18 protein-coding genes and 4 pseudogenes are annotated in these 26470 nt (G+C 40.7%); 5 read left to right on the top strand and 17 right to left on the bottom strand.

Features of this window, described 5'->3' with window-relative positions; genetic code table 11:
• The first annotated feature begins 35 nt into the window (after nucleotides 1-35).
• The 3 genes from FSB73_RS14520 to trxA all read left to right on the top strand — a co-directional run bounded on the left by FSB73_RS14520 (nucleotide 36) and on the right by trxA (nucleotide 4376).
• Nucleotides 36-2012: a DUF3857 domain-containing protein gene (locus FSB73_RS14520; protein WP_146783640.1), complete on the top strand. Its 1977-nt coding sequence runs from the start codon at nucleotides 36-38 to the stop codon at nucleotides 2010-2012.
• 76 nt (nucleotides 2013-2088) lie between these two features.
• Entirely contained in the window at nucleotides 2089-4020 is a 1932-nt protein-coding gene (locus FSB73_RS14515; protein WP_146783637.1) for a DUF3857 domain-containing protein, read from the top strand.
• An 8-nt stretch (nucleotides 4021-4028) separates the two neighbouring features.
• Nucleotides 4029-4376, top strand: coding sequence for a thioredoxin (trxA, locus tag FSB73_RS14510; RefSeq protein ID WP_317132797.1), 348 nt, complete (start codon nucleotides 4029-4031; stop codon nucleotides 4374-4376).
• A 180-nt stretch (nucleotides 4377-4556) separates the two neighbouring features.
• Here the strand turns inward: trxA and FSB73_RS14505 are convergent, their stop codons facing one another.
• From FSB73_RS14505 to FSB73_RS14475, 11 genes and pseudogenes are all read right to left on the bottom strand, one after another.
• Complete coding sequence (locus tag FSB73_RS14505) at nucleotides 4557-6050, bottom strand: glycoside hydrolase family 32 protein (RefSeq protein ID WP_146783633.1); 1494 nt, start codon at nucleotides 6048-6050, stop codon at nucleotides 4557-4559.
• Nucleotides 6051-6629: 579 nt separating this feature from the next.
• Nucleotides 6630-7946 carry a family 43 glycosylhydrolase gene (locus FSB73_RS14500; protein WP_146783630.1) on the bottom strand — a complete coding sequence of 439 codons (1317 nt, stop codon included), beginning with the start codon at nucleotides 7944-7946 and terminating at the stop codon, nucleotides 6630-6632.
• Nucleotides 7947-7975: 29 nt separating this feature from the next.
• Complete coding sequence (locus FSB73_RS14495; protein WP_146783627.1) at nucleotides 7976-9364, bottom strand: DUF4960 domain-containing protein; 1389 nt, start codon at nucleotides 9362-9364, stop codon at nucleotides 7976-7978.
• 15 nt (nucleotides 9365-9379) lie between these two features.
• A pseudogene (locus FSB73_RS14490) lies at nucleotides 9380-11046 on the bottom strand (RagB/SusD family nutrient uptake outer membrane protein).
• A 114-nt stretch (nucleotides 11047-11160) separates the two neighbouring features.
• A complete protein-coding gene (locus FSB73_RS25160) occupies nucleotides 11161-11364 on the bottom strand; it encodes a TonB-dependent receptor (RefSeq protein WP_225974038.1) in 204 nt (67 codons plus the stop codon).
• Nucleotides 11365-11477: 113 nt separating this feature from the next.
• Nucleotides 11478-12002 (bottom strand): hypothetical protein, encoded by a 525-nt coding sequence (locus FSB73_RS25155; RefSeq protein WP_225974037.1) that lies wholly within the window; start codon nucleotides 12000-12002, stop codon nucleotides 11478-11480.
• Nucleotides 11999-12538, bottom strand: coding sequence for a TonB-dependent receptor (locus FSB73_RS25150; protein ID WP_225974036.1), 540 nt, complete (start codon nucleotides 12536-12538; stop codon nucleotides 11999-12001). Before FSB73_RS25150 ends, FSB73_RS25155 begins: the two co-directional genes overlap by 4 nt.
• Nucleotides 12535-12813 carry a hypothetical protein gene (locus FSB73_RS25145; RefSeq protein WP_225974035.1) on the bottom strand — a complete coding sequence of 93 codons (279 nt, stop codon included), beginning with the start codon at nucleotides 12811-12813 and terminating at the stop codon, nucleotides 12535-12537. Before FSB73_RS25145 ends, FSB73_RS25150 begins: the two co-directional genes overlap by 4 nt.
• Nucleotides 12810-14264, bottom strand: coding sequence for a SusC/RagA family TonB-linked outer membrane protein (locus FSB73_RS25140; RefSeq protein WP_225974034.1), 1455 nt, complete (start codon nucleotides 14262-14264; stop codon nucleotides 12810-12812). Before FSB73_RS25140 ends, FSB73_RS25145 begins: the two co-directional genes overlap by 4 nt.
• Nucleotides 14265-14352: 88 nt before the next feature.
• Nucleotides 14353-15252, bottom strand: coding sequence for a carbohydrate kinase family protein (locus FSB73_RS14480; RefSeq protein WP_146783624.1), 900 nt, complete (start codon nucleotides 15250-15252; stop codon nucleotides 14353-14355).
• A gap of 32 nt (nucleotides 15253-15284) precedes the next feature.
• Nucleotides 15285-16559: pseudogene (locus FSB73_RS14475) on the bottom strand (MFS transporter); the annotation flags it as partial.
• 341 nt (nucleotides 16560-16900) lie between these two features.
• Here FSB73_RS14475 and FSB73_RS14470 point away from each other — a divergent pair.
• Both FSB73_RS14470 and FSB73_RS14465 read left to right on the top strand, forming a co-directional pair.
• Nucleotides 16901-17842, top strand: coding sequence for a substrate-binding domain-containing protein (locus tag FSB73_RS14470; RefSeq protein ID WP_146783621.1), 942 nt, complete (start codon nucleotides 16901-16903; stop codon nucleotides 17840-17842).
• Nucleotides 17791-19779 (top strand): hybrid sensor histidine kinase/response regulator transcription factor, encoded by a 1989-nt coding sequence (locus tag FSB73_RS14465; protein WP_146783618.1) that lies wholly within the window; start codon nucleotides 17791-17793, stop codon nucleotides 19777-19779. Before FSB73_RS14470 ends, FSB73_RS14465 begins: the two co-directional genes overlap by 52 nt.
• Before the next feature lie 384 nt (nucleotides 19780-20163).
• On the opposite strand, the gene FSB73_RS14460 is transcribed toward FSB73_RS14465, so the two are convergent.
• The 6 genes and pseudogenes from FSB73_RS14460 to FSB73_RS25135 all read right to left on the bottom strand — a co-directional run bounded on the left by FSB73_RS14460 (nucleotide 20164) and on the right by FSB73_RS25135 (nucleotide 26467).
• Nucleotides 20164-20553 carry a HigA family addiction module antitoxin gene (locus FSB73_RS14460; protein ID WP_225974033.1) on the bottom strand — a complete coding sequence of 130 codons (390 nt, stop codon included), beginning with the start codon at nucleotides 20551-20553 and terminating at the stop codon, nucleotides 20164-20166.
• A 270-nt stretch (nucleotides 20554-20823) separates the two neighbouring features.
• Nucleotides 20824-21671 (bottom strand): annotated as a pseudogene (locus FSB73_RS27260) (hypothetical protein).
• Nucleotides 21672-21736: 65 nt separating this feature from the next.
• On the bottom strand, nucleotides 21737-22546 hold the full coding sequence (locus FSB73_RS27255) for a UxaA family hydrolase (RefSeq protein ID WP_317132796.1): 810 nt from the start codon (nucleotides 22544-22546) through the stop codon (nucleotides 21737-21739).
• A gap of 37 nt (nucleotides 22547-22583) precedes the next feature.
• Nucleotides 22584-24194 carry a tagaturonate reductase gene (locus tag FSB73_RS14450; RefSeq protein ID WP_146783615.1) on the bottom strand — a complete coding sequence of 537 codons (1611 nt, stop codon included), beginning with the start codon at nucleotides 24192-24194 and terminating at the stop codon, nucleotides 22584-22586.
• 211 nt (nucleotides 24195-24405) lie between these two features.
• Nucleotides 24406-26129 (bottom strand): annotated as a pseudogene (locus FSB73_RS14445) (glycoside hydrolase family 88 protein).
• Nucleotides 26126-26467 (bottom strand): hypothetical protein, encoded by a 342-nt coding sequence (locus FSB73_RS25135; RefSeq protein ID WP_225974032.1) that lies wholly within the window; start codon nucleotides 26465-26467, stop codon nucleotides 26126-26128. The pseudogene FSB73_RS14445 and the gene FSB73_RS25135 overlap by 4 nt, the downstream one beginning before the upstream one ends.
• Between the last annotated feature and the right edge of the window lie 3 nt (nucleotides 26468-26470).

The following is a 26470-nucleotide window of genomic DNA, read 5'->3' as shown; positions in this document are numbered from 1 at the left end:
CTTACAAAGGACTAACAAGTATTAAAAATTTAAATATGAGAAAACCATTGCTCCTGCTCTGTCTGCTTGCGACCACCCTATGCAGTTATGGGCAAAAAAAATTAACCAAGTTCGGTCATAGCGCCGGTGAGGAAATGGCCTTTAAAGACTGCGATTTTGATCCAGGAGCTGATATCGTTTGCCTATTTGAAGAAAGTACGGTGCAATTTAACCTGAACGGCTCTGTACCCATGCTGGAAACTTATATCCGCAGACGTTTCAAAGTGCTGAAAACCTCCGGTGTGGAAAATGCCAATGTTAAGCTTACCTATTATAGTAAAGATGGATTTGAAGATATTAACGGTGTTGAAGGATATGTATATAATACAGGTGCGGACGGCAAGATTATTACAACAAAAATGAAAGGTAACGAGGCCTTCCGCAAAAAAATAGACGGTGAGTATTCAGAACTCAGCTTTGCCTTGCCTGAAGTAAAGGTTGGCAGCGTCTATGAGTATAAATACCGGGTTTACAGACGGACCATCGGAGGTATTGCACCCTGGCGATTCCAGCATAGCTATCCTACCTTATATAGCTGCTGCCATCTGCTCATCCCTGAATATTTTGATTTTACCTACGCTGTCGTACGACGTCAACCTATGGAAGTCAAGGCGGACGGCTCCGTTAACGGCGCCTTTTATTCCATGAGCAATATCCCGGGCATTCATGATGAGCCCTATATGGCCGGCACCAATGACTTTATTCAACGGGTAGATTTTCACCTGACCCGGATCAATCCGCCCGGCCAGGCCTCCATAAATGTAGGCACCACATGGGCCAATATAGCTACTGACCTGCAGGACAATGCCTATTTTGGGCAGCAACTTAGAAGAAATATCAAGGGAACGGATTCCCTAAATACCGCGCTTGCCAGTTGTACCACAAAAAAGGACAAGCTGATTGCTATCTATCAGTTTGTGCAACAATATATGGCCTGGAATGGCGATAATGAAATTTTCTCTTCCGATGAGGGCATTAAAGATGCCTGGGCTAAAAAGCAGGGAAACTCGGCGGACATCAATATGATCTTGATTGATTTGCTCAGAGACAATGATATTGAAGCCTATCCTATCCTGGTCAGTACCAGGGACAATGGTAGCGTCCAGAAAGGTTATCCTAACTTAAGGCAGTTCAATGCCACAATGGCCGCTGTCAAGCTGGACTCCACTTATCTGGTCATGAATGCATCAGACAAGTACAATCCATATGACCTTGTACCTTATGATGTTCAATATACTTATGGGTTTATTATCGACAAAAAACGCTCAGGCTGGCTGACCATCTATGACGATACGAAAAAAGAAAGATCTTTTATTACCGTTTCACTGAATCTGGATAATGAGGGTAACCTCTCTGGCATAGGCAGAGCTGCCTACAGTGATTATGCCCGCAATCTTAGATTAAATGATTACCGCAAAAAACAGCTGAAAGATCGCCTTACTTTAAAAGGCGATATCATTTTAAATATAGACTCCCTGGCGGTGCAAAATGAAGCTGAATGGCAAAAGCCACTCGATGTAAAGATAGGTTGTAGTGGTAAGGCGAAAAGATCGGGAAAATACACTTTGATCCCCTATGATCTTTTCATGGGGCTGGGTGACAATCCTTTTACGGCAGATAAAAGGCAGACCAATATCAATTTTGGCTACCTGCAGGATTTACAGGTAACTGGCTATATTAATCTGCCCCAGGGATACACCGTGGAATCCTTACCTAAATCCATGAAAATGCACCTAGGCGATAGTTCCATACTCTTTAAGCGGATTTTCCAGAAATCCTCTGATACCCAACTGGCCTTCCAGTTGCGCATCCAGCACTTACGCCCGGAATATACCGTCAGGGAATATGAGGACATTAAGGCTTATTATAAAAAGATGTATGAACTGTTATCAGAGAGAATCGTACTCAAAAAATGTAAGCAAAGCAGCAAAGGCAGTTACCGGTTGGATAAATGGTATCCTAATAATAGGTGACTGCCAAAAGCTATTTGCATTTTTAAATATAGCAACGAACTCTTTAAATTCCAATTAGTTAAAACCCGGCTGCGTTATGCATATCCATTTATCTCCCTCAGGCCTGCTTTGTGCCATTTTTATGACTTCACCTGCGTTTAGTGTGCAGGTAAAGGCCCAAGCTAATCAATACCCCGTCTCTGCCATTACCGATAGCCTGCTGACTGATGCCAATAGTGTGGTCAGGCTATATACGACTGAAATACAGGTAAAAGACCCGCAAAACGCTACAGCGCATTATCATGAGGTCTATACCGTGCTGAATAAGAAAGCAGACGACAATTTAACCTTCACTTCCTATAATTCTAGTTTCAGAAGTCTGACGGATGCCCACATCAAAGTGTATAATAAGGAAGGGGTGTTGATCCAGCATTACGACAAAAAGGATCTGATGAGTACTAGTTTTGGTGCAGAATTGGTAGATGATGGTAGTTTTACCTACTTTAAAGTCAGCCCGCCCTCCTATCCTGTAACTGTTGAATTTGATTATAAAGTCAAATACAAAGGGATCTTGCAATATCCTGTTTTTGATATGCAGTCCGAAGATCAATCCGTGGAAAAAAGCAGTTACCAGATCAGTATACCAACTGCCTTAGGGTTCCGTTATAAAAACATCAATACGAAAATAAAGCCAAGTAAAACCTCAGCAGGCGCTTTAACCACCTATCATTGGGAAGTACGGAATTTAACTGCCATAACCCTGGAACACGCCTCCGGTCCCGCTTTTCAATATTTACCCATGGTGCTGATGGCCGCCGATAAGTTTAGTATGGATGATTATGCAGGTAAAATGGATAGCTGGGCACATTTTGGGGATTGGGTGGTGGCACTCAATAAAAAGGACGCCGCCTTAAAACCGGATCAAATTGCCTTTTATCAGTCGCTGACAGCAGGCGGCTCCTCGCCAGAAGCCAAAGCACGCATTATTTATGATTATCTGCAGCGCAATATGCGTTATGTAAGTATACAGCTGGGCATTGGCAGCTGGAAGCCACTTCCAGCTGCTTTTGTCAGCACCAAAAAATATGGAGATTGTAAAGCACTCAGTCATTTTATGCAGGCCGCCCTTGGAGCAGTAGGCATTGAAAGTTTCCCGGCACTGATCAATGCAGACCGGCCCAATTGGCCGGTTGAGCCTGATTTTCCGGGCAATTATTTTAATCACGAGGTGCTTTGCATCCCACATTTAAACGGCAATAATGACACCACCTGGCTGGAATGTACCAGCAAATTGCTGGATTTTGGCACCTTGGGTTATGAAACTGCAGGCAATTACGCACTGCTATTGACACCCGCTGGTGGCAAACTCATACAGGCACCACCTTCCACCTTTAAACAAAATATCCTGAATATCAGTGATCAGATCCAGTTACATAGTGATGGATCTGCGATTCAGCAAACCAGTTTTGCCGGCATGGGTGCTTATAAAGATCTGTTTTTGTATGGATTTTACCAGCAGCCTGATCGGGACAAAAAAGATTTTATAAGTGATTATATGGGCTTAAAATCTACTGATTCCATCCAGATTAATGAACAACCCAAACAACCCGGGCCTTACTGCTTCGATTTGTTGCTTAAATACGATCATTATCCTGATTTTACCTCGGGCAACAAGTTATTTGTCAGTTCAAGGCCCTTTAGTAGATTTATTCACACACCCGATCAGGACAGTACCCGGTCTGCTGACTACTATTTTCCCTTTCCCTATACCATGCGGGACACGACAGTTTACCTCCTAGATCAGGGGCTACATCCAGAATCCATCCCGGATCCCAGCAAGCAATCATTTGATTTTGGACAGTATAGCAGTCAGTACAGCTATGACGCGACTAGTAGAAAACTGACTATTATCAGTCAGTTAGTCATTAATCAAGATATTATCAAAGCAAAACAATATCAGGATCTGGTAGATTTTGCCGGTAAAGTAGCCGGCGATATTGAGGAAAAAATCGTCTTTCTCAAGGAGTAAATATTTATTTGATAGGCTTGGTATTTGCGGTAATTGAAATTGAAATAATAAAATTTAGACCTATGACATTCCAACAAATCATCCATAGCGATAAACCTGTTCTTGTTGATTTTCATGCTACCTGGTGCGGCCCATGTAAGGCGATGGCGCCCATATTGGCCGATTTAAAACAACAAATCGGCGATCAGGCTAGTATCATTAAGGTGGATGTGGATAAAAATACCCAGGCTGCTGCGGCCTATCAGGTATCCAGCGTCCCGACACTCATTCTTTTTAAAGCGGGCAAAGTATTATGGCGGCAGTCCGGCGTTGCCTCTGTTGGCAGTTTAAAGGAATTGATCCAAAAATATGGCTAATTATATGACAGAGGTTAGACAGGTTTGTCCTCGGTATTGCTTCTGATCACTACAAAAGAGCAGGCTCCCTTGGCAACATTGGCAAATAATAAGAACGCTGATTCATTTTATATCCCAATTGACCAACGCTCTTAGTCTCCACAAAATCTTTTTCCTCAATTGCAAAAAACATTCAAATTCTTACTCAAGTCTTTTCAACTTCACCTTTTTAATGGCCAGATTTTTTTGAGTCGTATTTATTTTAATTTTATTTAAAGGTGCATGTGGAAAAATAATGCTGGTCATGGTTGTCAGCCCATCATCTGCAAATAATTCTACAGACGCCTTATCGACAAGGAGTTTTAGATTAATTATATCATTTTTAGCAAAGCGTGGAGCAGTATGCTTACCGGCAAAGTTTTTACTGAAAGCGGTTAAACCGGATTGAGTTCGGTCAATATAATACACATTTCGAGATTTATCATAACCTATGGCAACCATATCACCCTGATCATTTGATAACTCAATTGCAAAATCCGCTGGTTTGATGGCCTTCAGATCAAGTTGAAATATACCTTTGTCCATTTTGGCGCTTTGGGTTAAGTCCAGAGAACCATTAACAACCAGATTCGTTAATATTTTTGTCTGACCTTTTAAGTCATCAATGGCTTTTACGGGTTTGGATGCAATCAAATATTGATTATCAATCCTTTCCAATGACAGTTCCCTTGGTGTGGTAGTAGCACTTCTCCATGATTTCGTAGGCACAACCTGTGCATATTCCCAATTACTCATCCAGCCAATAAACAATTTTGTCTCCCCTGTATTTGACCAGGTTACCCCTGCATACTCATCTGGACCGTAATCTAACCATTTGGTTTGTAAATCATCCGCCTTAAATTGATGTCCATCAAAAGTTCCTGTAAAATACTGGGTGGCAGAACCACCATTGGGACCACCTGGATTCACATTCACAATCAGTACCCAGACTTGCCTGCCCTTATAAGTTAAGGGAAATAGATCTGGGCATTCCCATACACCACCATGGGCACCTGACCCCTTACCAAAAGTACTTTCCTTTTGCCAATGCTTCAAATCAGTTGACGCGTAAAATGTGATATGATCCAATGTCGCCAGTGTCATTATCCATTTTTTCGCTGGCGCATACCAGGATACTTTGGGATCTCTGAAATCTCTGATGCCAGGATTTTTAATGACAGGGTTGCCTTTATACTTTGTCCAACTTTTTCCCCCATTCAAACTAAATGCAATACTTTGATTCTGGAACTTGTCAGAACCGTTCTTTTCCAATTCGGGGTTGTGTTGCGTAAAAATAGCCACCATTGCATCAGAGCCGAATCCTGCCGTATTATTAACATCAATAACTGCACTTCCGGAAAATATGGTGCCCAAAGAATCAGGATACAATGCAATGGGTAATTCTTTCCAGTGAACAAGATCCTTACTCACCGCATGCCCCCAATGCATAGGCCCCCAAACCGTGCTGTCAGGATTATATTGAAAAAACAAATGATAAATACCATTATAATAAACCATGCCGTTTGGATCATTCATCCAACCACTTTTTGGCGTAAAATGAAATACTGGCCGATACGGTTCATTGTTGTTATGTTGTGCGTAAATAGAAGTAATCATAAAATAAAAAACACAACTTAGCAATACTAACTTCTTCATGATAATGGAATGAAATTTATTAATTGAATGAATCATTGATTGATTTATTGATGAAAGGTACTTAATTGTTTTGCCAACAATGATGGAGCATCCCTGATAGATAAGGCTTTTTCAATTTTGTGCGCTTAATTGAATAATATCACGAACCAGAACTTGTTAATATTATAAAATTTCTGCACGACCAAAAAATACCCTTCTGTCCCAATTCTAATGGTGGGTACAACCACTTATCAATCTGATATTAAATGGTGGCATTTGCTGCCTAAATTGTCCTTATACAGGGAGCGATGCTGCCAACAACAAAAAAGTAATCAGTGTGGATTTGAAATGTTGCCTTCGTATGCCAGTTTTATTCATTGGACCATAGGGACAAATCTTTAAAATTCACGCCTGACTGGAGGGAATATATACCCCATTTTGCACTGGGCAACCAATAAAGCCTGCCTGTAAGTGTTGTGCTGTTATTGATCGTCACGGAAATTACGGAATTATCAATAATTATACTTATCGCAATGTCGCTACCGCTAGCAAAATTAAAAGGGACCTGACAATCAATATATTCGTCTTCACCTTGTACTTTCAATAAATAAGCCTCTCCATTTTTGAATCTAAGTTTATAAAAATCGCCACTTTCCGTTCTTCCATATCCAAAGGCGAAACCAGCTTCCCCTCTTGCTTCAAGCCTTTTATAACACAATTTATCTTCCTCTGCCCCTTAAGGATGTCAAAACCACTAAATCCATTTGCTAAAAGCTGGTAATTATTTCCAGTTACAGAAGTGTTTAAAATACTATCTTGCTGCAACTGAATAGATTTGGTAAAAAGATTGGAAATTACCTCAGGATTACTAACCGCTAAAGTACCATCGGCGTTCTGCGAAAGCTGGTGTGTAACTAGGTTGCCTGCCCAAATCTTATCGCCATAATCCGTTTGACCAGATTTACGGTAAGTCCAACCAAACAAATAGCGCTTCTGCCCATTCCCCGCAGTTTTGCCAGCATAAAAATACGCACCGTCCAGCACATCAATGGCAGGTGTACTCCAAGGACCGTTAGGGGAGGTGGCCATCCTGTAATGGGTTGTGTGGTTTATGCCGTTTTCTGAGAAAATCAGGTACCAATAATTGCCTATCTTAAATAAATCCGAACATTCCATGACTCCATACCCTGCATTGTCAGAAGTATAAAAGGGATCCTGAAGTGCCCAACTATCGGATGCCGGGTCTGAGCTTGTATATAAGGCGATTACCGGCCGATTATTACGAATACAGGAAACGAGCATCTCATATTGCTGGGTGTTTTCATTATAAAATAAGAAAGGATCTCTAAAATCATTAGCTCCGTATCCATCTTTAACGGAAGGATAAAGCGTATATGAGCTATGCTTAGTCCAGTTTTTTAGATCTTTACTGGTGGCATACATAACTCCTTCCACGGGTTCGCCAGTTTGCCAATGAAGGTCATTATGACCGGTATAATAGAAATAATAGGTATCGCCAACTTTAATAACAGACCCAGTCCCAAGGGCTCTATCTTGATCATTATCAGCACCATATGCGATCATTTTCCCTTGATAATCGAAGTGAACAATATCCGTTGTAGTAAATTCATGAATAGGATGATAACCTCCATTCGCATCCCCATCATGGAGATAAAATATATGAAAGGAGTCGTTGTCAAAATAAGGCATTACGTCCCCTACATAACCTGAGGAATAATAATTAGTGCCTTCAAAGGCTAGCCATTTTGTAGGAGGTGCCGGGAATATGGAGACAGGATTTGTCAGATCCGCCGTCACAAAACCACTGGAAGATTTATTGCAAGCTCCACAAAAGGTAAGCGCAAAAAACAGCCCCATCCATATAATAAAATCACGGAAAGTTTTTATAACCATCATAATCGTAGTTTATAAACGTTAAAAATTGATTATTTACTTAAATATTTGAGCACATTGCTTGTCAGGCGTTGAATATTGGTCAAATCCGTATTAGCGGGTTGGTCGGAAGCATTGCCGGGATTAGCTTCTGAATACCAATCATAAGACCCTCCACAGATCACGATGGCAGCACCATGCGCGTCAGTCCTTGTAAATTCTGCCATGGTAACGGCCGTCGTGCGGTTTTCATCCCCTTCTGTCCCGCCAAGGTCCACACCACCAGTCTGCGCCCGCCAAGCAGCAGTCGTTCCATAACCACCCCAATCAGGAATATACCACTGCGCCGTATGATTGAGGCGATAGGTGCCGGCGCTGAGCAAATAGGCAGTTGCATAGGCCTTATCAGCAGTAAGTGTCAGTCCATCGAAAGCAGGGTGCGATTCATGTCCCTTGAAAGAAATCCCCCATTCATAGGAAGGTTCAATCCATTGATTCCCCCTTGGATCCCCAAAACCATTATTAGGACCTTTGCCAGATGGGACTATACCCAGCGCCTCAACATAAAATGCTCCGAATGTTGTCAATAAGAAAGATCCTCCATTTTTATAGTATGCTTTAAGAGCAGAAAGCACAGCTGGATCAGTAGCCATAGATGGGAGCCCCTGGGTCTGGTCATTGTGCCACCAGATCACCGTAAAAGCTCCTAAATTAACATTCCCGGCTTTAATATCATTAAAAGAAAGAAAACTAGCCTCCGGGTTTGTGGACTTGAGCCAAGTCCAGGCCGCCTTTTCGTCTGGATCTGTAAGTGCAGAAGGACTAATAGCAGTGCTCAGAAAAGCTACATTTTCTGGGGTAGTAATACTGACACTATAATCAATGGTTGTACCATTTTGGGTTATTTGAAAAATGACCGGGTTTGAAAAATCAAAAACCTTCCCCGCCGGATTTATCTTGGCTCCCTCAGCCATTTTAATCACAGGTTCCAAATGTGTAAGATCTGTTCCAGAAGGCACCATCCCGGTAATAGTCCGGGTATTATTATCAATAAGCGCAAAATCGCCTGCAACTTTAAACGAAATAATTGCTTGTTGCTCGGTGGCTGTAACCGTATATTTTTTAAATATATTACCATTAGTCACCTGATAGGTAACTGGTTTTGTAAGATTTACGGTGGCTCCGGAAGCAGGACTAACCACCGCGCCCTCCGGCAACTCAATGATTGGTTTTAATGCACTTCTGTCTTGTCCAAACGGGTATATTAAATTAACTGTATTTAGCGTATCATTAATCACACCTTGAACCGATCCGACAATGAAGTTTTGAATGGAAAGACTGGCATTCAAATTTAGATCAGGGCCTTGGGTGGTTTCTTTTTTGCAGGCAGAAAGTAATGCAAAAAGAAGCATCAATATGGATAAAATAGCAGACTTTTTCATTTTGATAATTTTGTTTTAATAACCATAATTTTGTTTGTAGAGATTCTTGCTGAACTGTATCTGATTGAGCGGAATAGGTAAATATTCATTCTTGTTTTTTGTAAAGTGCGCATCACTTAAAACAGAATGTCTTGTCTTTTCCACAGCAGCATATTCATTAAGTACCTGATCTGCGATGCCCCAACGAACAAGATCAAAAATCTGCTGCCTTCCTCAGCCATTTCAAGACGTCGTTCAAAGCGTAACGCCTTCCTGGCATTGCTTTGTGTCCAATCAATATTTACTCCTTTTACGTAAGGTTTTACAAGATAATTCCCCTCTGGATTACCAGCTGCATTTACCAGTAATTCTGTACTGCCAGCCGCCCTTTCACGAATATCATTGATAAGCGGCAGCGCCTCATCTTGTCTACCAAGTTCAATTAATGCCTCTGCCCTGAATAGCAGTACATCTGCATACCTGATAATGACGCGGTGCTTTGCATTACCATAGAAGGGGCCTACCTGCACATAATCGTCCTTTTGAACATTTTCCTTCAATGAGGCATAATAACCATAAATATCCGGGGAGCGGTTCCAGTTCTCTTCATAAATAGTGGCAGGATCATATTTCCAGGTTCTTCCAGGAATAGCTACGGTATGATCCAGACGGGGATCAATATTATCTTTAGCCGTATTAACAATTTGATCATTATAAGTGTCAAAAAGGGGTAACCCATCTGCATCCGTTTTAAATGCATTTACCAGATTCTGACTGGGCTTTTTAAAATCGCAACAGCCTATACCTTGTGGTGTACTTAGTACATCGCTAAAATTCAGCCGGCCAAACATAGTTCCATCATCCGTAGAAAATTGTACCGCCCAAATGGATTCCTTATCCGGAACTCCCAAGCGGAAATTATTGGCATAATCACTTTCCAGTCCGTATTGGGTATAAGACATCACCTTGGCCGTAGCAGCAACCACAGCATTCAGATCCTGCTGATCAATGGATGTTACATTATTTTTTTCGTCTTGTTTGTAAGCTTGATAAAGTTTTGTTTTAGCCAGATAGGCATAGGCAGCCGCCTTATCCGGTCTGCCTATATCGGATTTTTTATCCGACAAATTTTCTGCCGCATAAGTAAAATCGTCCGCTATTTTTTGCCACAATTCATCATTGCTGTAAGTACGGTTGCCGATAGTGTCATAAAGTGCCCGTGGTGCATTTTCGTCTATATAAGGCACATATTTAAATAAGATCTTCAATTGAAAATACCAATACCCTCTTAGAAAACGCATTTCTGCTATACGCTGCGTTTTGAGCGGAAAGCTATTCTCATCAAGCGATTCCAGTGCATTTAAAGCGGCATTGGTACGTGAGACACCAATATATAGATTGTACCATAACGCATCAATTTCACCAAAATTGGTCAGTGTATTGTACCATGTTTCAATGAAATGAAAATCCTGAATATCAGCAGCGTCTCGCCCACCTTTATATGCATCATCGGCTCTAACATCACCATATGCCCATAAGCTGAATGCCTGATCATAATGGTCATTACCAAGTTGTGCATAGGCAGCAGTAACCAGTTTTTCAGCACCGTCCGGAGTATTGATTTGTTCCCCACTGACAACTCCTTTCGGTTGTATATTTAATTGCTTATTACAGCCTGTTATTACGATAATTAGCAGACACATGGTCAGCAGCATCCCCGGCAATATTAGCCTGTATTGAACCCCCAATTTGGTGATTATTTTTAAATTTGTCATGATAAATAATTTTTGCAATTAGACAATTGTTTTAAGCGAATTTTATAAGGATATGTTTACACCCGCCGTATAGATTCTGGGGTTAGGATAGCCAAAATCAGGGGTTTCTGGATCGACCCCTGTAAAGGTTTTACTCTTGGTTAGTACCCAGAGGTTATCTCCTCCGATATAAACCCGAACATGACTTATTTTCATCCTCTTCAACAAGTCTGCCGGTAGCGTATAACCAATCTGAAGATTACGCAATTTAGTATAGCTTCCTTTTTCCAGAAAATAGGTAGAGAAGCGACTTTCATTGTTATTATCAATAGCGGTTATTGCAGGAATCGTGCTGTTGGGATTAGCAGGAGACCAGGCATTCAGTAAACGCGCACCTTTGTTGGATCCAGTCTCCGAAACGCTCCAAAAATCAGTGCTATATTTTGCGTATTGGTAATGGTATTTCCACAAACACCTTGTAAAAATGCGGAAAAGTCAAAATTACGATACGTAATTGATAAGTTCAGACCATAAACAAAGTCTGGTTGAGGAGATCCTACCCAGGTTTGGTCATTGATATCAATGACACCATCATTATTTAAATCTTTGTATCGAATCCTCCCCAACCCTTTTCCTGGTTGAACAGAACTTTCATCCACTTCTTTTTGTGTTCGAAAGAGACCATCTGCTACATAAGCGTAATAGCTACCAAGTGGTCTGCCCAAAATATTTTCTGTAGAGCCATTCCCTCCATAGCTGTAAACAACTGATGCTGGCAGATAAGTGACTTTATTGCGGTAATTTGAGATATTGCCGGAAATTGAAAAATTCAAATCTTTGTTCACTTTGGCATTATAGGTAACCACTGCTTCTATACCCGTATTCTGAACCGAGGCGCCATTCACCCATTGTCCCCTCCTTCACCTTTAACGGCAATATAGGGTGGTCTGATAAGAATATCTTTGGTGTTTTTTATAAAATAATCGACGCTTGCAACGATTTTATTATCAAAGAAGCCAAAGTCAGCCCCCCAGTTAGACATGGTGCTGGTTTCCCATTTAATATCACTATTACCGGTCTGTGTCTGAATATATCCTGAAGGCAGACTACCACTGCCCATACCAGAAATATCATAGGCGGTACCCAAGGAGGGGCCCCATGTCGGATCAATATTTGTCCCAGAATAACTGGTCAGATATAGATTGTATTGAGCATTATTATCTATTTCCTGATTACCCGTCTGCCCCCAACCATATCTTAATTTTAGATCGCTTATAAATGCTAGTGCAGAACTATTGCGAAAGAATTCCTCCTGACTTAAGCGCCATCCAGCAGAAAATGCAGGAAACAGGCCGTACTGGTTATTAGCACCAAAACGCGATGAGCCATCTCTACGCAGCGTAAAGGAAGCAAGATAACGATCATTATAAGCATAATTCACCTTCCCAAAAGAGAAAACAAGGCATATTCGCTACCGTTTCCCGTGCTGGTAACGACACCGGTCCCCGCATCAATATAAGTATAATCAGGGTCTTCCGAGTCAAACCCATGGCGGGTGGTCCCGAAGTTCTTGCTGTATTCATGATAATATTCGGTGCCCGCCAGTACATCCAGATGATGTTTACCAAAATTCTGGACATAATTTAAAGTATTTGTCAGGGTCTGTTTTGAAGACTGACTTTGATTTAAGGTCAACCAATTATCATCATTTTTCAAGTAGCCGGACTGATATTTTTGGTAAATGCAAAGGAATTGTAATTCCCATAGTCAACACCATAGCTACTATGAAATGTCAAACCTTTGACTATTTTCACATCGGCAAACACATTACCGAAAATACGCATATAGTTATAATGATTATCCTTGTTATCTTCCAGCATTCTGACAGGGTTCTGTCGGTCATTCATCCCACCGATTGGTCCGCCCCAGCCTCCTGTAACGGTATGCACAGGAATAATGGGCAATGCCTGTAAGGCTGTATTTAAAATATTAGCATCCGCCAATATATTTTCATTGGTTGCATTGAAAGTGAAATTCTCTCCGATGGTTAACCTGTTATCAAACAGTTTATAATCTGTATTCAATCGCAACGAATATCTTTTGAAATGGGTCGTCTTTATGATTCCGTCGTTATTAAAATAACCGGCAGAAAATAAGTAATCCCCTTTATTATTCCCGTTGGATAAGGTAATATCATAGTTTTGTACTAAACCAGTATGCGTAATCTGGTCAAACCAATTTGTATTAGAAGCCTTCTCAGTTTGTGCTGCATCCAAAAATTGCGGCACCATTATTTTGTTCAAAACAGGTATCCCATCCTGGTTTAAACCCCAGTCATATTTGTAATCAACACTATTTGTATTAGGGTCAATACCACTATTTATATCAGCCTGCCAAAGTAGCTGGCCGTAGCCTCCGGTATTTAACATTGGTATTTTATTCGCATAATAGGATGCTGAATTATAAGCCTTTACATCAACAGAAAGCTTATTGGACCGCCCTTTTTTGGTGGTAATAATGATAACACCGTTGGCGGCACGCGATCCATAAATACTCGCAGCTGAGGCATCTTTTAATACCTGCATGCTCGCAATATCATTGGGATTTAATTCATGCATACCCGCTTCTGTAGGGACGCCATCAATGACATACAAAGGTTGTGTACTATTGAGCGTACCAATACCTCGAATTAAGATATTTGTACCGCTTCCACTGGGACTGCCATTGCTGGTAATAAACACACCTGGCACCTGACCCTGCAATCCTTTTATAGGGTTAGCCGTAGACTGTTTGGTCATATCTTCTACATTAACCACTGAAACAGCGCCAATAAGATCCTTTTTTCTTTCTTTAGTATAACCGGTGACAATGACCTGATTAAGATCATTCACATTCTGCTCCAGCTCTACATAAATAGCCCCTTCCTTTGGAACCTTGACAGTGGCTGATTTGGCGCCAACATAATAAAAAGTCAGGAAGTCATCCACTTTAGCTGTGATGGTAAAACTTCCGGAACTGTCAGTGATCACCATCTGTGTGGGAGATTTGACACTCACGCCTTGTATGGGCAAATGTGTGTCCTTGGTAACTACTGTTCCGCTTATCCTGTGCTGTGCAAAAGATACAAAGTATCCGAGAACAGCCATTAGTGTTAGAATATGTTTCATTTGCAATGGTATTGTTGTGTAAATTCTAATATTTAGATTTTGGTTTATTTGAATCGATGCATGAACCGACATCAAGAGACTCTCTAGGTTAGGATACTGTTTTCAATAAAATATTTTCAACCGCTTCCCTTGTAAAAGTTACCCAAGCTCCTGCATTGGCGGCAACAGTAGCTCCTACAGCTGCTGCAAAATTTAGAGCGCCAGCAGGGCTGTCGCCTTCAATTGATTTTGTAAGAAATGCTGCCAGAAAGGCATCTCCACTTCCAACCGTATCCTCTACAATCACTTTGTAACCAGGATGTACATATGTTTTTCCATTTTGTCTTAATATGGCCCCCTTGGCACCAAGTGTAACAATAAGCGTAGCAATTTTAAAATGATCCTGCAATTGATTTATTCGGTCATTGAGATCTGTATATTTTGAAAACCAACCCGTTACCAACTCCAATTCATCCTCATTTAGTTTTACTATATCTGATCTATTTATCAAGTCTAATATGAGCGACTTGTTGTAATGTGGCGCTCTTAGATTAATATCCAATACCTTATTATTTGCCTGCTCTAGCAACTCAAATAGGGTTTTGTGGGAGCAAGGACTACGGGCTGCTAGACTACCGAAAATAAAATAATCTGAACCTTTCGTTATTATTGCCTGACTTTCATTTGATTCTATATAATCCCAGGCTACCGGTTGCTTAATTTCATAACTCATGTTATTATTTTCATCTGGTTTCGCATATACCACCCCTGTCTCATAAATAGGATCCTGCTGCAGAAAAGTAGTTGCAATTTGCTTACGATCCATTAATTCTTTGAGAGTCGCGCCCCGCTGATCATTACCTATCCGTGAAATAACTGCAGGTTTTTGACCTAGTTGATTTAGATGAAAAGCAACATTTACTGGCGCTCCACCTGGTTTAGCACCATTTGGTAAAATATCCCATAAGATTTCACCAAAGCAGACAATATTAAAATAATCTTTTCCCATTATATTATAATTTGAATGAAGGTTATAAATCAATGAATAACCGTTTTTTGAATCTTTTCTAAAGATTGTCCTTTAGTTTCTGGCATTCTAAATAGCACCCAGCAAAGTTGCACTACCATCATAGCCATAAAAAACAGGAATATCTTTGCCGGCCCGACCGAGGGCGCATTGGCAAAAATTGGAAACACTCCCGTGATCACTGCCGCCATTATCCAATGAGTGGCACTGCCTATCGACTGACCATAAGAGCGCACCTCATTGGGGAATATTTCAGAAATAAAGACCCAGATAACGGATCCCTGTCCAATAGCGTGTGAAGCAATAAAAAGAAAAACCAGGCAAGGCACCACCATCCCGCCCAAATAATTATAATGAAAGGCTGCAGCAATCGCTCCTAAAGATATTATATAACCAATTGACCCAATGAGCATTAAACGCTTTCTGCCTAAATGGTCAATTAGATACAGACCTGCCATAGTCGCAATTAAATTGATCACCCCTACGCCTGCACTTTGTAAAAAAGCCGAACTCTGGCCCAGGCCTGCCATCTCAAAAACCCTAGGCGCAAAATAAATGATGGCATTGATGCCTGAGAGTTGATTGAACATGGCAATAAGAATAGCCATAATAATGGGGCTTAGGTATTTCTTAGACAAAAATACCTTTAGACTCGCCTTTTCCCTTTCAAGACTGATATCTTCTTTTATCGCCTCAATCGCTTCATCCACTCCCTCTGGATCAGAAATACTCAATATGTCCCTTGCCGTTTGATAGTCTTTCTTATGCACCATTAACCAACGGGGGCTTTCCGGAATAAAGTACAGAAAAATAACAAATAATGAAGCCGGGATCGCTAACACCCCAACATCCAGCGCCAGGAATTCTCCCCCATGGTGGCTAAAAGATAATTGGATAAATAGGCCAGTAAGATGCCGAAAACAATATTAAATTGAAAAGTAGCGACTAACTTGCCTCTGTTTTTGGCAGGAGCAATTTCTGAAATAAACATTGGAGCCACAACGGACGAAGCGCCAACACCTAAACCACCCAAAAATCTAAAAATGATAAAAGGAACAACACTAGGTGCCATGGCCGATCCAATAGAAGAAATTAAAAATGTAGCGCCAATCCAGTATAAAACTTTTCTACGTCCAAATTTCTCTGCTGGCAGACCGCCAAAAAGCGCACCTATAATAGTTCCATATAATGCGGAGGCCAGCACTTGTCCATGCACTGCATCGGTTAGCTTCCATAATTGCTGAATTTGTTGTTCAGCACCAGAAATTACGGCTACATCCATACCAAATAGAAGACCTCCCAATGCCACCACGATACTCCAGATTAATACTTTTTTGTTCATATTGAATTTTTATCTTTTGCAATATTAACCTCAGCAGGCTCCCACAGCCATTCAGTTTCTTAACAATTGCTTTCAAATTTGAACCATTTACAAAACTTGTAATATAACTTTATGTATTCCAATAATTTAAATCTTAAACACGAAAAATGGAGTCGAGCGAGTTTTTCAATTCTATCACCTTTTTTTTCAATTTTGAATCATTATTTGGCTCGATTTATTAAAATTCACGTTAATTTTGAGTAATTAATTGTCCCTAATAAGGTCAATTTTCTTAATATAATTTAAAAATTGCGAATCATCAGCGCCAAAATGCATCCAAAAAGGTCACTATTTCCTAAGTATATCTTAACGGTTATTATTTTATTATGGGTAGTAACGGGTAGGCTTTGTGGCGGCTGTAATAGTAGAACAGAACAAAAGAAATTCATTATTGGCTTTTCTCAAAGTGGAGAAGCTGATGAATGGCGCAAATCAATGTGGGAGGATATGAAACGCGAACTCTCCTTTCACCCAGAAATGAAAATCCTTTACAGGGAAACAAATGACAATAGCGAAAAACAGATAAGTCAGGTAAAAGAATTATTGACACATCATATTGATGTACTGATCATTTCTGCCAGTGAGGCTGCTCCTCTAACACCAATTGTCGAAAAGGTATACGATTCTGGGATACCTGTCATTGTAATAGACAGGAAGATTGCATCTGAAAAATTTACTAACCACGTCGGGGCGGATAATTTACAGATAGGTGAGATGGCAGGTGACTATTTAGCCAGAATTTTAAAAGGCAAGGGCAGAATTTTGGAAATTACCGGCAAACCGACCTCATCTCCCGCCATAGAACGTAGCTTAGGTTTTGCTAACTCCATTAAGCATTTTCCCCACATTAAAATATCCAAAACCATCAATGGAGAATGGCTGGAGTCGAACGCTAATCGTATATTAATGCAAAACCCTGGTATTTTGGACAGTGTAGATGCGGTCTTTGCGCATAATGACGTGATGGGACTTGGCGCTTACCAGGCACTTCTTGAATTGAAAAAGAAAAAGCTACCCATTGTAGGTGTGGACGCCTTGCCGGCACCAGCCATTGGTTTAAAATCCATCCAAACTGGAAAATTAGTCGCTTCTATTCTGTATCCAACAGGTGGAAGGAAGCTATCAGAAATGCGGCTCTATTGGAAAAGCATAAAATGCTACCTAAACAGACGACTTTACAAACTATGGTAGTGGATTCAACCAATGTCTTAACTATGCTTATGCAGACCAGCAAAATTGCAGCACAGCAGCAAGATATTGAACGCCAAGCTGAAATGTTGACAGCTCAAAAGAAAATTTATCATAGCCAACAGACGTTTATATATCTGCTTGTATCACTTTTATTACTCTTTTTAATCGTCTCTCTACTGTTATTTTATTCCAGAAAATTAAATAGGCGGATAAACCAGGAATTGGTATTAAAAAATAAGGACATATCAAGGCAAAGTGAGCAGCTGGTCGTCATGTCAAAAAAAGCGGAGGAGGCTAGTGAGGCTAAATTGAATTTTTTCACCAAAATTTCTCATGAGTTCCGAACACCTTTGACCTTGATTTTATCACCAACAGAAGATCTACTTACAAATGGCAAACTGCCTCCAGAGATTAAAACAGGCCTAAATTTTATCAAAAAAAATGCATTTCGACTATTAAGATTAGTAAATCAACTAATGGATCTGCGTCAGGTAGAATTTGGTAAGATTAGATTGCACGTTAGTGAACAAGATGTCGTTGCGTTTTGTAACGAAATTATTTTGTCATTTTCTGCCATTGCCCAAAAAAGGAATATTGACTGCAGATTTATAACACAACACCGATCTTATCTAATGTGGTTCGATGCTGACATTCTGGAAAAGATTTTATTTAATCTGCTTTCTAATGCCTTTAAATTTACGCTTGACGGAGGTAGTATCTTATTAGAATTAACGGTGGATTCGATGCAACAAGAATTGAAATTCTCAGTCAAGGATACGGGTATTGGGATGACCAAGCAGGAGCAAGAAAAGATCTTTGACTTATTTTTCAGGGCAAACAACGAAGTGGTGAATAGTTCTGGTGTCGGCCTTAATTTAACTAAGGAGCTTGTGGAAATACATCATGGTCGAATTTTACTTAATAGTCAAAAAAATGTGGGTTCAGACTTTTCATTAACCTTTCCACTCAATAAAAATGCATATACCAATGAAGAAAGGGCTGATCATATAATTTTACGTGACGAATTAAAAAACCTGGAGAATATTTACACCACCGAGTTAATGCCAGATGCAAAAAATGAGGCTAATATATTGGTGGATATCAATAAGAATCTTACCGATAAAGCCACCATGCTGATTATTGAGGATAACAAAGATTTACAGAAATTACTGCAAAGTCAGTTGCAATCTGATTTTGAGGTGGTTGTAGAAGGAAACGGTCGTGACGGTTTTAATAAAGCTTTTGATATTATTCCTGATTTGATACTCTGTGATATAATGCTCCCGGGAATGGACGGTCTTTTAATATGCCGTCAATTAAAAAAAGATATTCGCACCACCCATATCCCAATTATACTATTAACTGGTAAAGCATCTGAGGTACAACATCTGGACGGATTAAAATCATATGCAAATGCCTATATTGCCAAACCATTCAGTATGACAGTTTTAAAACAAACGATTGAAACCATGATGTATAACTATAAAAGGGTAAAAGAGCATTATACATCAATTGGCAATTATAGCTACGTACCCCAAGAAATTGAAAACCCTCCGAAAAATATTGGCACTCCTCTGACCAATAAAGCCCCCAAGAAGAAGTCAGACAGACGATTTACCTCGGAGTTTATTTCAATTGTAGAGCATTCCTTGCATGATGAGGCTTTTTCAGTAGAAAGTATTTGTCAGCAAATGAACATATCAAAGGTTCAGTTATATAGAAAAGTAAAAAGCTTGCTTAATGTAAATGTCAATGAATATATTGTCAATGCCCGCATACAAAAAGCAAAATATTACCTAGAAAACGAGGACTTACCAATTGGCGACATTGCATTTAAAACCGGGTTTACATCGGCAGCCTATTTTTCCACTGTTTTTAAATCCAAAACAGGCAGTACGCCAAAGGAGTATAAGCGTTTGTCCCAAGGCAGGGGTTAAACTTTGAGCATAAAAATTTCACTGTGAACAATTGATTGGTTTTATGCATTCAACTGTAAATGTTTTATTCAAAAGCGTCCTATATCTTATCGTTCATATAATTGGTAAACTCAATTTATTTAAGCTCCCAGTACTTACCTTTTTAACCAAATTGGATCAAAATCATCATCTGCTCTTTCAAACTTTGTAAGGTTCGGATGGATCAAATCAACATTATGCCCATAGGGATATCTTTTCTCGTGAAGAGCAATCATATGTTCATTGGTATAGCTATCCCATAACTCATGTAAATCCCAGAAATCATTCTTACAACCTTTACTTTGCTTCCATAAAATTCATTTTTCAGCAGCAAGAACTTCTTTTACCACATCACGACCATAAAAATTAATTATCTCTTTTTTCGGTATAGTTACCTCTCTCAAATACTCTTTGAATCACCGGTCTCCTTTGCCTATTCCAATCAATAGCGCCAAGCTTTGTGTCCCAAAATAGTGCTGGTCTAAATTTTAGTTTATCAGGATGTACATTTAGCGACTTCTGCTTCTTTATTTGCTCAATATCATAATATATCTGCAGTGTCATAAAAAAACCTTCCTGCAGCCCTAATGCGTCTTCAATCCGTATCGCCAATGGCGTATTCATACTTCTTTTCCCTTTTATAATAGCATTGATCGTTTGGGGGTATTCATTTATACTCAATGCGAACTTTCCTTTAGGAATTTTGCGTTGCATAAGTTCCCGTTCCAACAAAATGCCAGGATGAATACCTTTCAATATTTCAATATTAACTGCCGTAAGGACATTAAAATAAACAAATATGTTTAAATAAAAAAAATTAATCTTTTTGTTTCCAATTATTAAATCATAATTATATATACAACAAATCAAATATTAATAATAAAGAAATTTAGGCATTTAATGCATTTGGCATTGTCACTAAAGAATACAAAAACCGCCTGCGTTCGCTTTATGCAATTACCTCGTCCCACATGTCCCGATGTAGACGGTTGGTAAAAAGACAAAGTGTACAGGCGGTCTTTTTTTTCACAAAACTGATTCAAACAAAAATCCAAAACTTATATCCAAACAATTTCTTATAACCAACTGCTTATAATCAAAATGCTTATAAACTAATGCCCCGCTTCCAGGGTATAAATCATCTTGTCCATTAATGACAGCCTTAACCTTCTTGCCGCTGGCTACTTCACAAACAAAATCCAGGATGCGGCTACCTGCCTCTTCAATAGTTTCTGTCCCTTCTATTATCGTCCCCATATTCAAATCAATGATATCACTCATCTTTTGGTATAAAGCGGTATTAGTGGCTAGTTTTACGACAGGTGCAATAGGATTCCCGGTGGGCGTACCAAGTCCCGTAGTAAAAAGGACAATGGATGCACCGCTTCCTACTTCTGCTGTAGTTGATTCTACGTCATTGCCAGGCGTACATAACAAGTTAAGTCCAGGCTTTGTCACTGGCTCAGGATAATCCAACACGGCTGCTACGGGCGAAGTGCCTCCTTTTTTGCAGCGCCTGCAGATTTAATAGCATCTGTAATCAAACCATCCTTTATATTTCCGGGGGAAGGGTTCATATCAAATCCAGATCCCGCTTCCGTCGCGCGCTGACTATACATACCCATGAGCTCCGCAAAGCGTTTGGCATCTTTTTCATCGCTACACCGGTCACTTAGATTTTGCTCCACCCCGCATAGTTCCGGAAACTCAGCCAGAATCACTGAACCTCCCAGACCAACTAAGAGATCTGAACAATAACCAACGGCCGGATTGGCAGAAATCCCGGAGAAGCCGTCAGATCCACCACATTCCAGACCTAAAATCAGTTTATCCAGGGTAGCAGGACGCCGCTCCTGCTTGCTGGCTTCCACCATGCCGGCAAAGGTTTTCTTAATGGCCAGCGCCAATAAATCTGTTTCTTTACCGATTTGTTGCTGATCTAGCAGATAAAGTGGTTTATCAAAATTGGCATCTCTTTTTTAATTTCCTCCATAAGGATACTTACTTGTGCATTCTGACATCCCAGGCTAAGTACAGTAGCACCGGCCACATTGGGATGGGTAATATAACCTGCCAGCAAGCCGCAAAGCGTAATGGCATCCTGACGGATACCGCCGCAACCACCCTGATGGGTTAAAAATTTAATCCCGTCAATATTGGGTAGTATCGGTTGGGCAGTCAATTGATCCAAGCTGTTAAAGTCTGCCTCTAAAATTTCAGCGGTAGACTTGCCAGCCTTATACAGTGCTGTCAGCTGGCTGGCAAAATCATTATATTTATCATGCGCCTTATAACCCAGTGCCTCAGTCAGTGCCTGACGCATGACATCCACATTTCTGTTTTCACAAAACACCATAGGGATCACCAACCAATAATTAGCCACCCCTACCTTTCCATCTGTTCTATGATATCCCATAAAACGCTTGTCCTGCCATCTTTTCGTATCGGGCGCTTTCCATTCAAAATGACTGTCACGCACTTCAAAACCTGAGGCAGCATGATGGATATTGGCCGTGGTCAACACATTGCCAGTTTTTAGATCCTCGTTGGCCAATGCAACCAATACGCCATACATGATAATGCGATCTCCCTTTTTTAGATCTGTCAACAAAAACTTATGTTTTGCCTTGACATCATCAAGCAATTCTACGGTTTTGCCATTAACTACCACCCCTTCTCCTGCCTTTAAATCCTGTAAAGCGACTGCAACGTTATCTGCAGGCTGTACCATTAAAGTTCTCTGTCCCATATCACTTTGTTTATTTAAACATTAAATTTTTATCTTATCACAATCGGATATTACTGCCCAGTTGCATATCCTCCAATGCCTTCGCTGTTGCCCGGGCTAATCCATCTATTTGACTAATTGCCTGAAGCGCTGACGCGGGCCAAATAGCCGGATCCGTCAAAACGGCTTGTATAATCAGTGTTAGTTCTTCCAGCGCTGTCAGTGCTGACTCAGCTGTTGCCTTATCAAGATGCTCGCTCTTCTCTTCTTGCTGCCAATGTGCAGCTAGTAAATCGGCCTTCGCATCCGTAAGATCATATGCATGTTTATTAAGTGCTGTTTTTAAATATTTCTGATCTGCCTTTGTCTCCAGGTATTGATTTTTGAGAAAGCATAGGTAGGCAGCAAAGCCCTTAATCATTCTTTCAGGCAATTTACCAAATTTTTCAAAATAATCCCGGATCAGCGGCAAACAACGCATCCCCATTTTCAGCGTCATCTGTTTGCTGATATCCGACCATCTGTGATCAATAAAGGGGTTTTTAAAACGGTCCAGCACCTGCTCAGCAAACGCTTCTGCCTCTGCTTTGGAAATGTCTCCTCCAACAACGGCTGGCACCGCCTCTTCCATGAGCAGTGCTCGGATAAACCCATAAAAGGTGTCATCATCCATTGCCTGATTGACAAAAGAAAAGCCAAGCGCCTGCGCAATCACACAGGTAAAAGTATGTGGCGCATTGAGCAAAAAGAGCTTCAGATGCCGATATTTTTCAATATCACTGGTTACGACAACTCCAGGATTTACCTGTTCAAAGGACAAAATTTCTTTGGTTTTCTCCCTGTTTGACTGGATCGCCCAGAGTCCATATACTTCACTCATAATCATGAGTTTATCGGTATATCCCAGTTTTTCCCATGTTGCTGCTTCCTGCTTGGGTTGCATTTTACCCGAAACAATCCTGTCTACCAGCGAATCGCAGAAATCATTGGCCGTGTCAAGCCACTTGATAAAAGCCTCGGGCAACTCATTGATCTTTGCAAGTTCCAGGCAGATCTTTTTCAGTGTACGCCCGTTATCTGTAATTAATTCCGTAGGAACGATGACCATGCCTTTGCTATTTTCCGGATCACCTTTAAATTGGTTAAACCTTTCCAGTAAAAATGCCACTAATTTACCGGGGAATGAACGAGGTGTTTTGCCCGGCTCCAATATATCTTCCTTATCAAGTACAATGCCCACTTCTGTTGTATTGGAGAAGACGATCTGCATTTCCGGACTTGCCGCAGCAACTAAAATATCCTGCCAGTCAACGTTACTATCCAGTACCCGACTTATGGCCGTACTGATCAGATCCTCGCTGGAGGCCTGGCCTTTTTGCCAACCTCTTAGGCATAGTGTGTAAAGACCGTCCTGCTCTTTAAAATCATCGGCCCTGTTTTGAGCAGTTGATTTTACGATCAGAATACGGCCATTAAACACGCCTTGCTTATTGGCTTGATCTACATAATAATCCGGCAAACCACGCAGTAACACGCCGGTTCCAAATTGAAGAATTTTTTCTGGCAAATTCAGTAATGCCTTTTCAGGTGTGGGTAAAGACTTAACTGCAGGCAAGAGGTCTTTATTCAGCCTGCTGACTTTTTCTGTGCTACCCAATATTTCTTCCATGTCCTATTCTTGTTTAATGATGTGCGCTTGTTGTTTATTTAAATTATTTTTATTGTTTTGTTTGGAGTTGATTAAGTGGTATCAGGTAGGCGTGAGCGGTAGATCAGTGAGCAATCCACCGTTCACACCCCTAATTTGAATCTCTGATTTTTAATAATTTACGCTTTATTAAAAATTTTACTGACAATCAAAATTGCCTTCTTTTAATTTCTTATAATTTACTGTTTTTTAGCAGCCATTTACTCAGTGCCGTCATGGCCTTGTAGTTCTCAAATATCAAAGGCAACTTTCTGCCGTCTACATATTCATTGTAGATCCAGGGATCACCTATGGCTAATACCATTCCTTTGCCCAGGTGACTGATCGCAGCAGCTACATGGCCGTCTTTGGTCTTAAGCAGTGCTTTTGCTGGCTCCTTTAAAGTAATAGAGGATAGCTCTTTGATATATACCTGTTTGATGCCCCTGAAAATGGAATCATCCTGGGGGATATCAATAGCGCCTTGTTCATACTGATGCCCCTGAACCCTGTTTAAGCTATTGCCGTCAAAGTGAATCCCAAAACTTTCGGCCAATTGATTAAAATGAGTAAACTCTGCATTGAGCGTATCATTGGCTAGCAGTACCAAAATACCACCTTTATTAACCCAATCTTTTACGTTTTTAATGGCAGATTCATCCACATAATTAGGTACTTTAGTTTCCCTTTCAGTATCGGGGTCCACTATAATATATACACCAGCGCCACTTAGATTATCCGCTGTAGGAGCTGCCTTAAGCGTTGCAGGTGTTCCGCCTAAAAACCCGATCACATCTCCCCATAATGAGAAACCGCTATTTTCCCGGTCATTCCAGGTATAATGCATGGACTGAGTAACACCCGCCAGATTGGTCTTGGTCTCATTGTTATAAAAATTATCCAGCAGCACTTTTGTTGACTGGCCCTCCTTTCTGCCGTAATGCAACTCCGCTGCCATCTGAATCTCTGTACCTGCCAGTAAGAATGCACCAACGCCCTTGCCGTCATTTACTTTTGTCTTTTCTCCTATATAATAAGCATAGGTCCCGTCTCTATAAGGTTTGCCACCAAGACCAGCTACTTCACAGGTGCCATTTAAAATGGTATTACCTGCGCTATCCTTGCCAATAAACTGTTTTACGACACCTTCAAATCCATCAATGGCCGCCTTTTCGTAACTGGCAGGCAAATATCCTTTTCTTACCCCTTTGGCCAGTGTATAGACAAACATACAGGAGGCAGAAGCTTCCTGATAGTTACCCGGACTGGCGGCCTTATCCAATACTTGCCACCATACATGACTGCTTTTATCCTGCACTTTGACCACTGCCGCAGCGTAACGATTCAAAATCTGGATCAGGCTATCTCTATAAGGCTGGTTTTCTGGGAAATAATCCAGCGCATCTACCAGTGCCATACCATACCATCCCATGGCTCTTCCCCAAAAATTTTCAGAGAGCCCTGTTTTTTTATCCGCCCACTTTTGTAATTTGGCTGCATCCCACCCGTGATATAACAACCCGGTATTCTCATCTCTGGCATGGCGTTCCATCAGTACGAACTGTCTGCCAATATCATTAAAAGCGGTATCCTCCTGGCTGACCATGGCATATTCCGCATAAAATGGCGCTGCCATGTAAAGTCCGTCCAGCCACATTTGGTTAGGATAAATCTTTTTATGCCAGAAGCCCCCATCAAAGGTCCTGGGTTGGCTATTTAATTGATTTCTAAGGCTAGTGGCCGCTTTCCAATACTGTTTTTGCCGGTGACCCGGGCAAGCGTCAATAATACTTTCCCGTTATTAATATCATCTAGTTTATAAGAAAGAGAATCATATTCCCGGATGACGCCATTTTTATCTACAAAGTCATCCATACTATGCTGGATATAGTTAAAATAGAGCGGATCACCGGTCAGCTCCCAGATATTCTCAAAACCTTTAAGTACGACACCTTCATCGTAACTCCATTTTTATAGGCATGTTGACCACTCTGGCTGGGATCTTTCCAGATAGTCATTACGGTTCTGGCCATCTGTCTGACCAAAGAATCAGCCTGAATACCCTGAGTCTCGCTCACGATACCAGCCACTGGCTGGTTATTTTCTGCAGCCTTGTTATTATTAGCGGCCTGGCCGCAGGAAGCGAGAGCCATTAAGGAAGCGAAAGCAGGTACATAAAATACTTTATGCCATCTGGCTAATTGCCATCGCGTCTTGATTGGCTTATGCATTGGGAGCGTGCTTTGTTTAAACATATT

The sequence above is a fragment of the Arachidicoccus ginsenosidivorans genome (genome assembly GCF_007971385.1).
Classification (GTDB): Bacteria; Bacteroidota; Bacteroidia; order Chitinophagales; family Chitinophagaceae; genus Arachidicoccus; species Arachidicoccus ginsenosidivorans.
The sequence above is the reverse complement of the archived record's forward strand: the minus strand, read 5'-3'. Positions and strand labels throughout refer to the sequence as shown.

Coding starts and splice junctions, on each gene's coding strand:
- FSB73_RS14520 (WP_146783640.1), top strand. CDS start 36: ATGAGAAAACCATTGCTCCTGCTCTGTCTGCTTGCGACCACCCTATGC.
- FSB73_RS14515 (WP_146783637.1), top strand. CDS start 2,089: ATGCATATCCATTTATCTCCCTCAGGCCTGCTTTGTGCCATTTTTATG.
- FSB73_RS14505 (WP_146783633.1), bottom strand. CDS start 6,050: ATGAAGAAGTTAGTATTGCTAAGTTGTGTTTTTTATTTTATGATTACT.
- FSB73_RS14500 (WP_146783630.1), bottom strand. CDS start 7,946: ATGATGGTTATAAAAACTTTCCGTGATTTTATTATATGGATGGGGCTG.
- FSB73_RS14495 (WP_146783627.1), bottom strand. CDS start 9,364: ATGAAAAAGTCTGCTATTTTATCCATATTGATGCTTCTTTTTGCATTA.
- FSB73_RS25140 (WP_225974034.1), bottom strand. CDS start 14,264: ATGAAACATATTCTAACACTAATGGCTGTTCTCGGATACTTTGTATCT.
- FSB73_RS14480 (WP_146783624.1), bottom strand. CDS start 15,252: ATGGGAAAAGATTATTTTAATATTGTCTGCTTTGGTGAAATCTTATGG.
- FSB73_RS27255 (WP_317132796.1), bottom strand. CDS start 22,546: ATGGGACAGAGAACTTTAATGGTACAGCCTGCAGATAACGTTGCAGTC.
- FSB73_RS14450 (WP_146783615.1), bottom strand. CDS start 24,194: ATGGAAGAAATATTGGGTAGCACAGAAAAAGTCAGCAGGCTGAATAAA.
- FSB73_RS25135 (WP_225974032.1), bottom strand. CDS start 26,467: ATGTTTAAACAAAGCACGCTCCCAATGCATAAGCCAATCAAGACGCGA.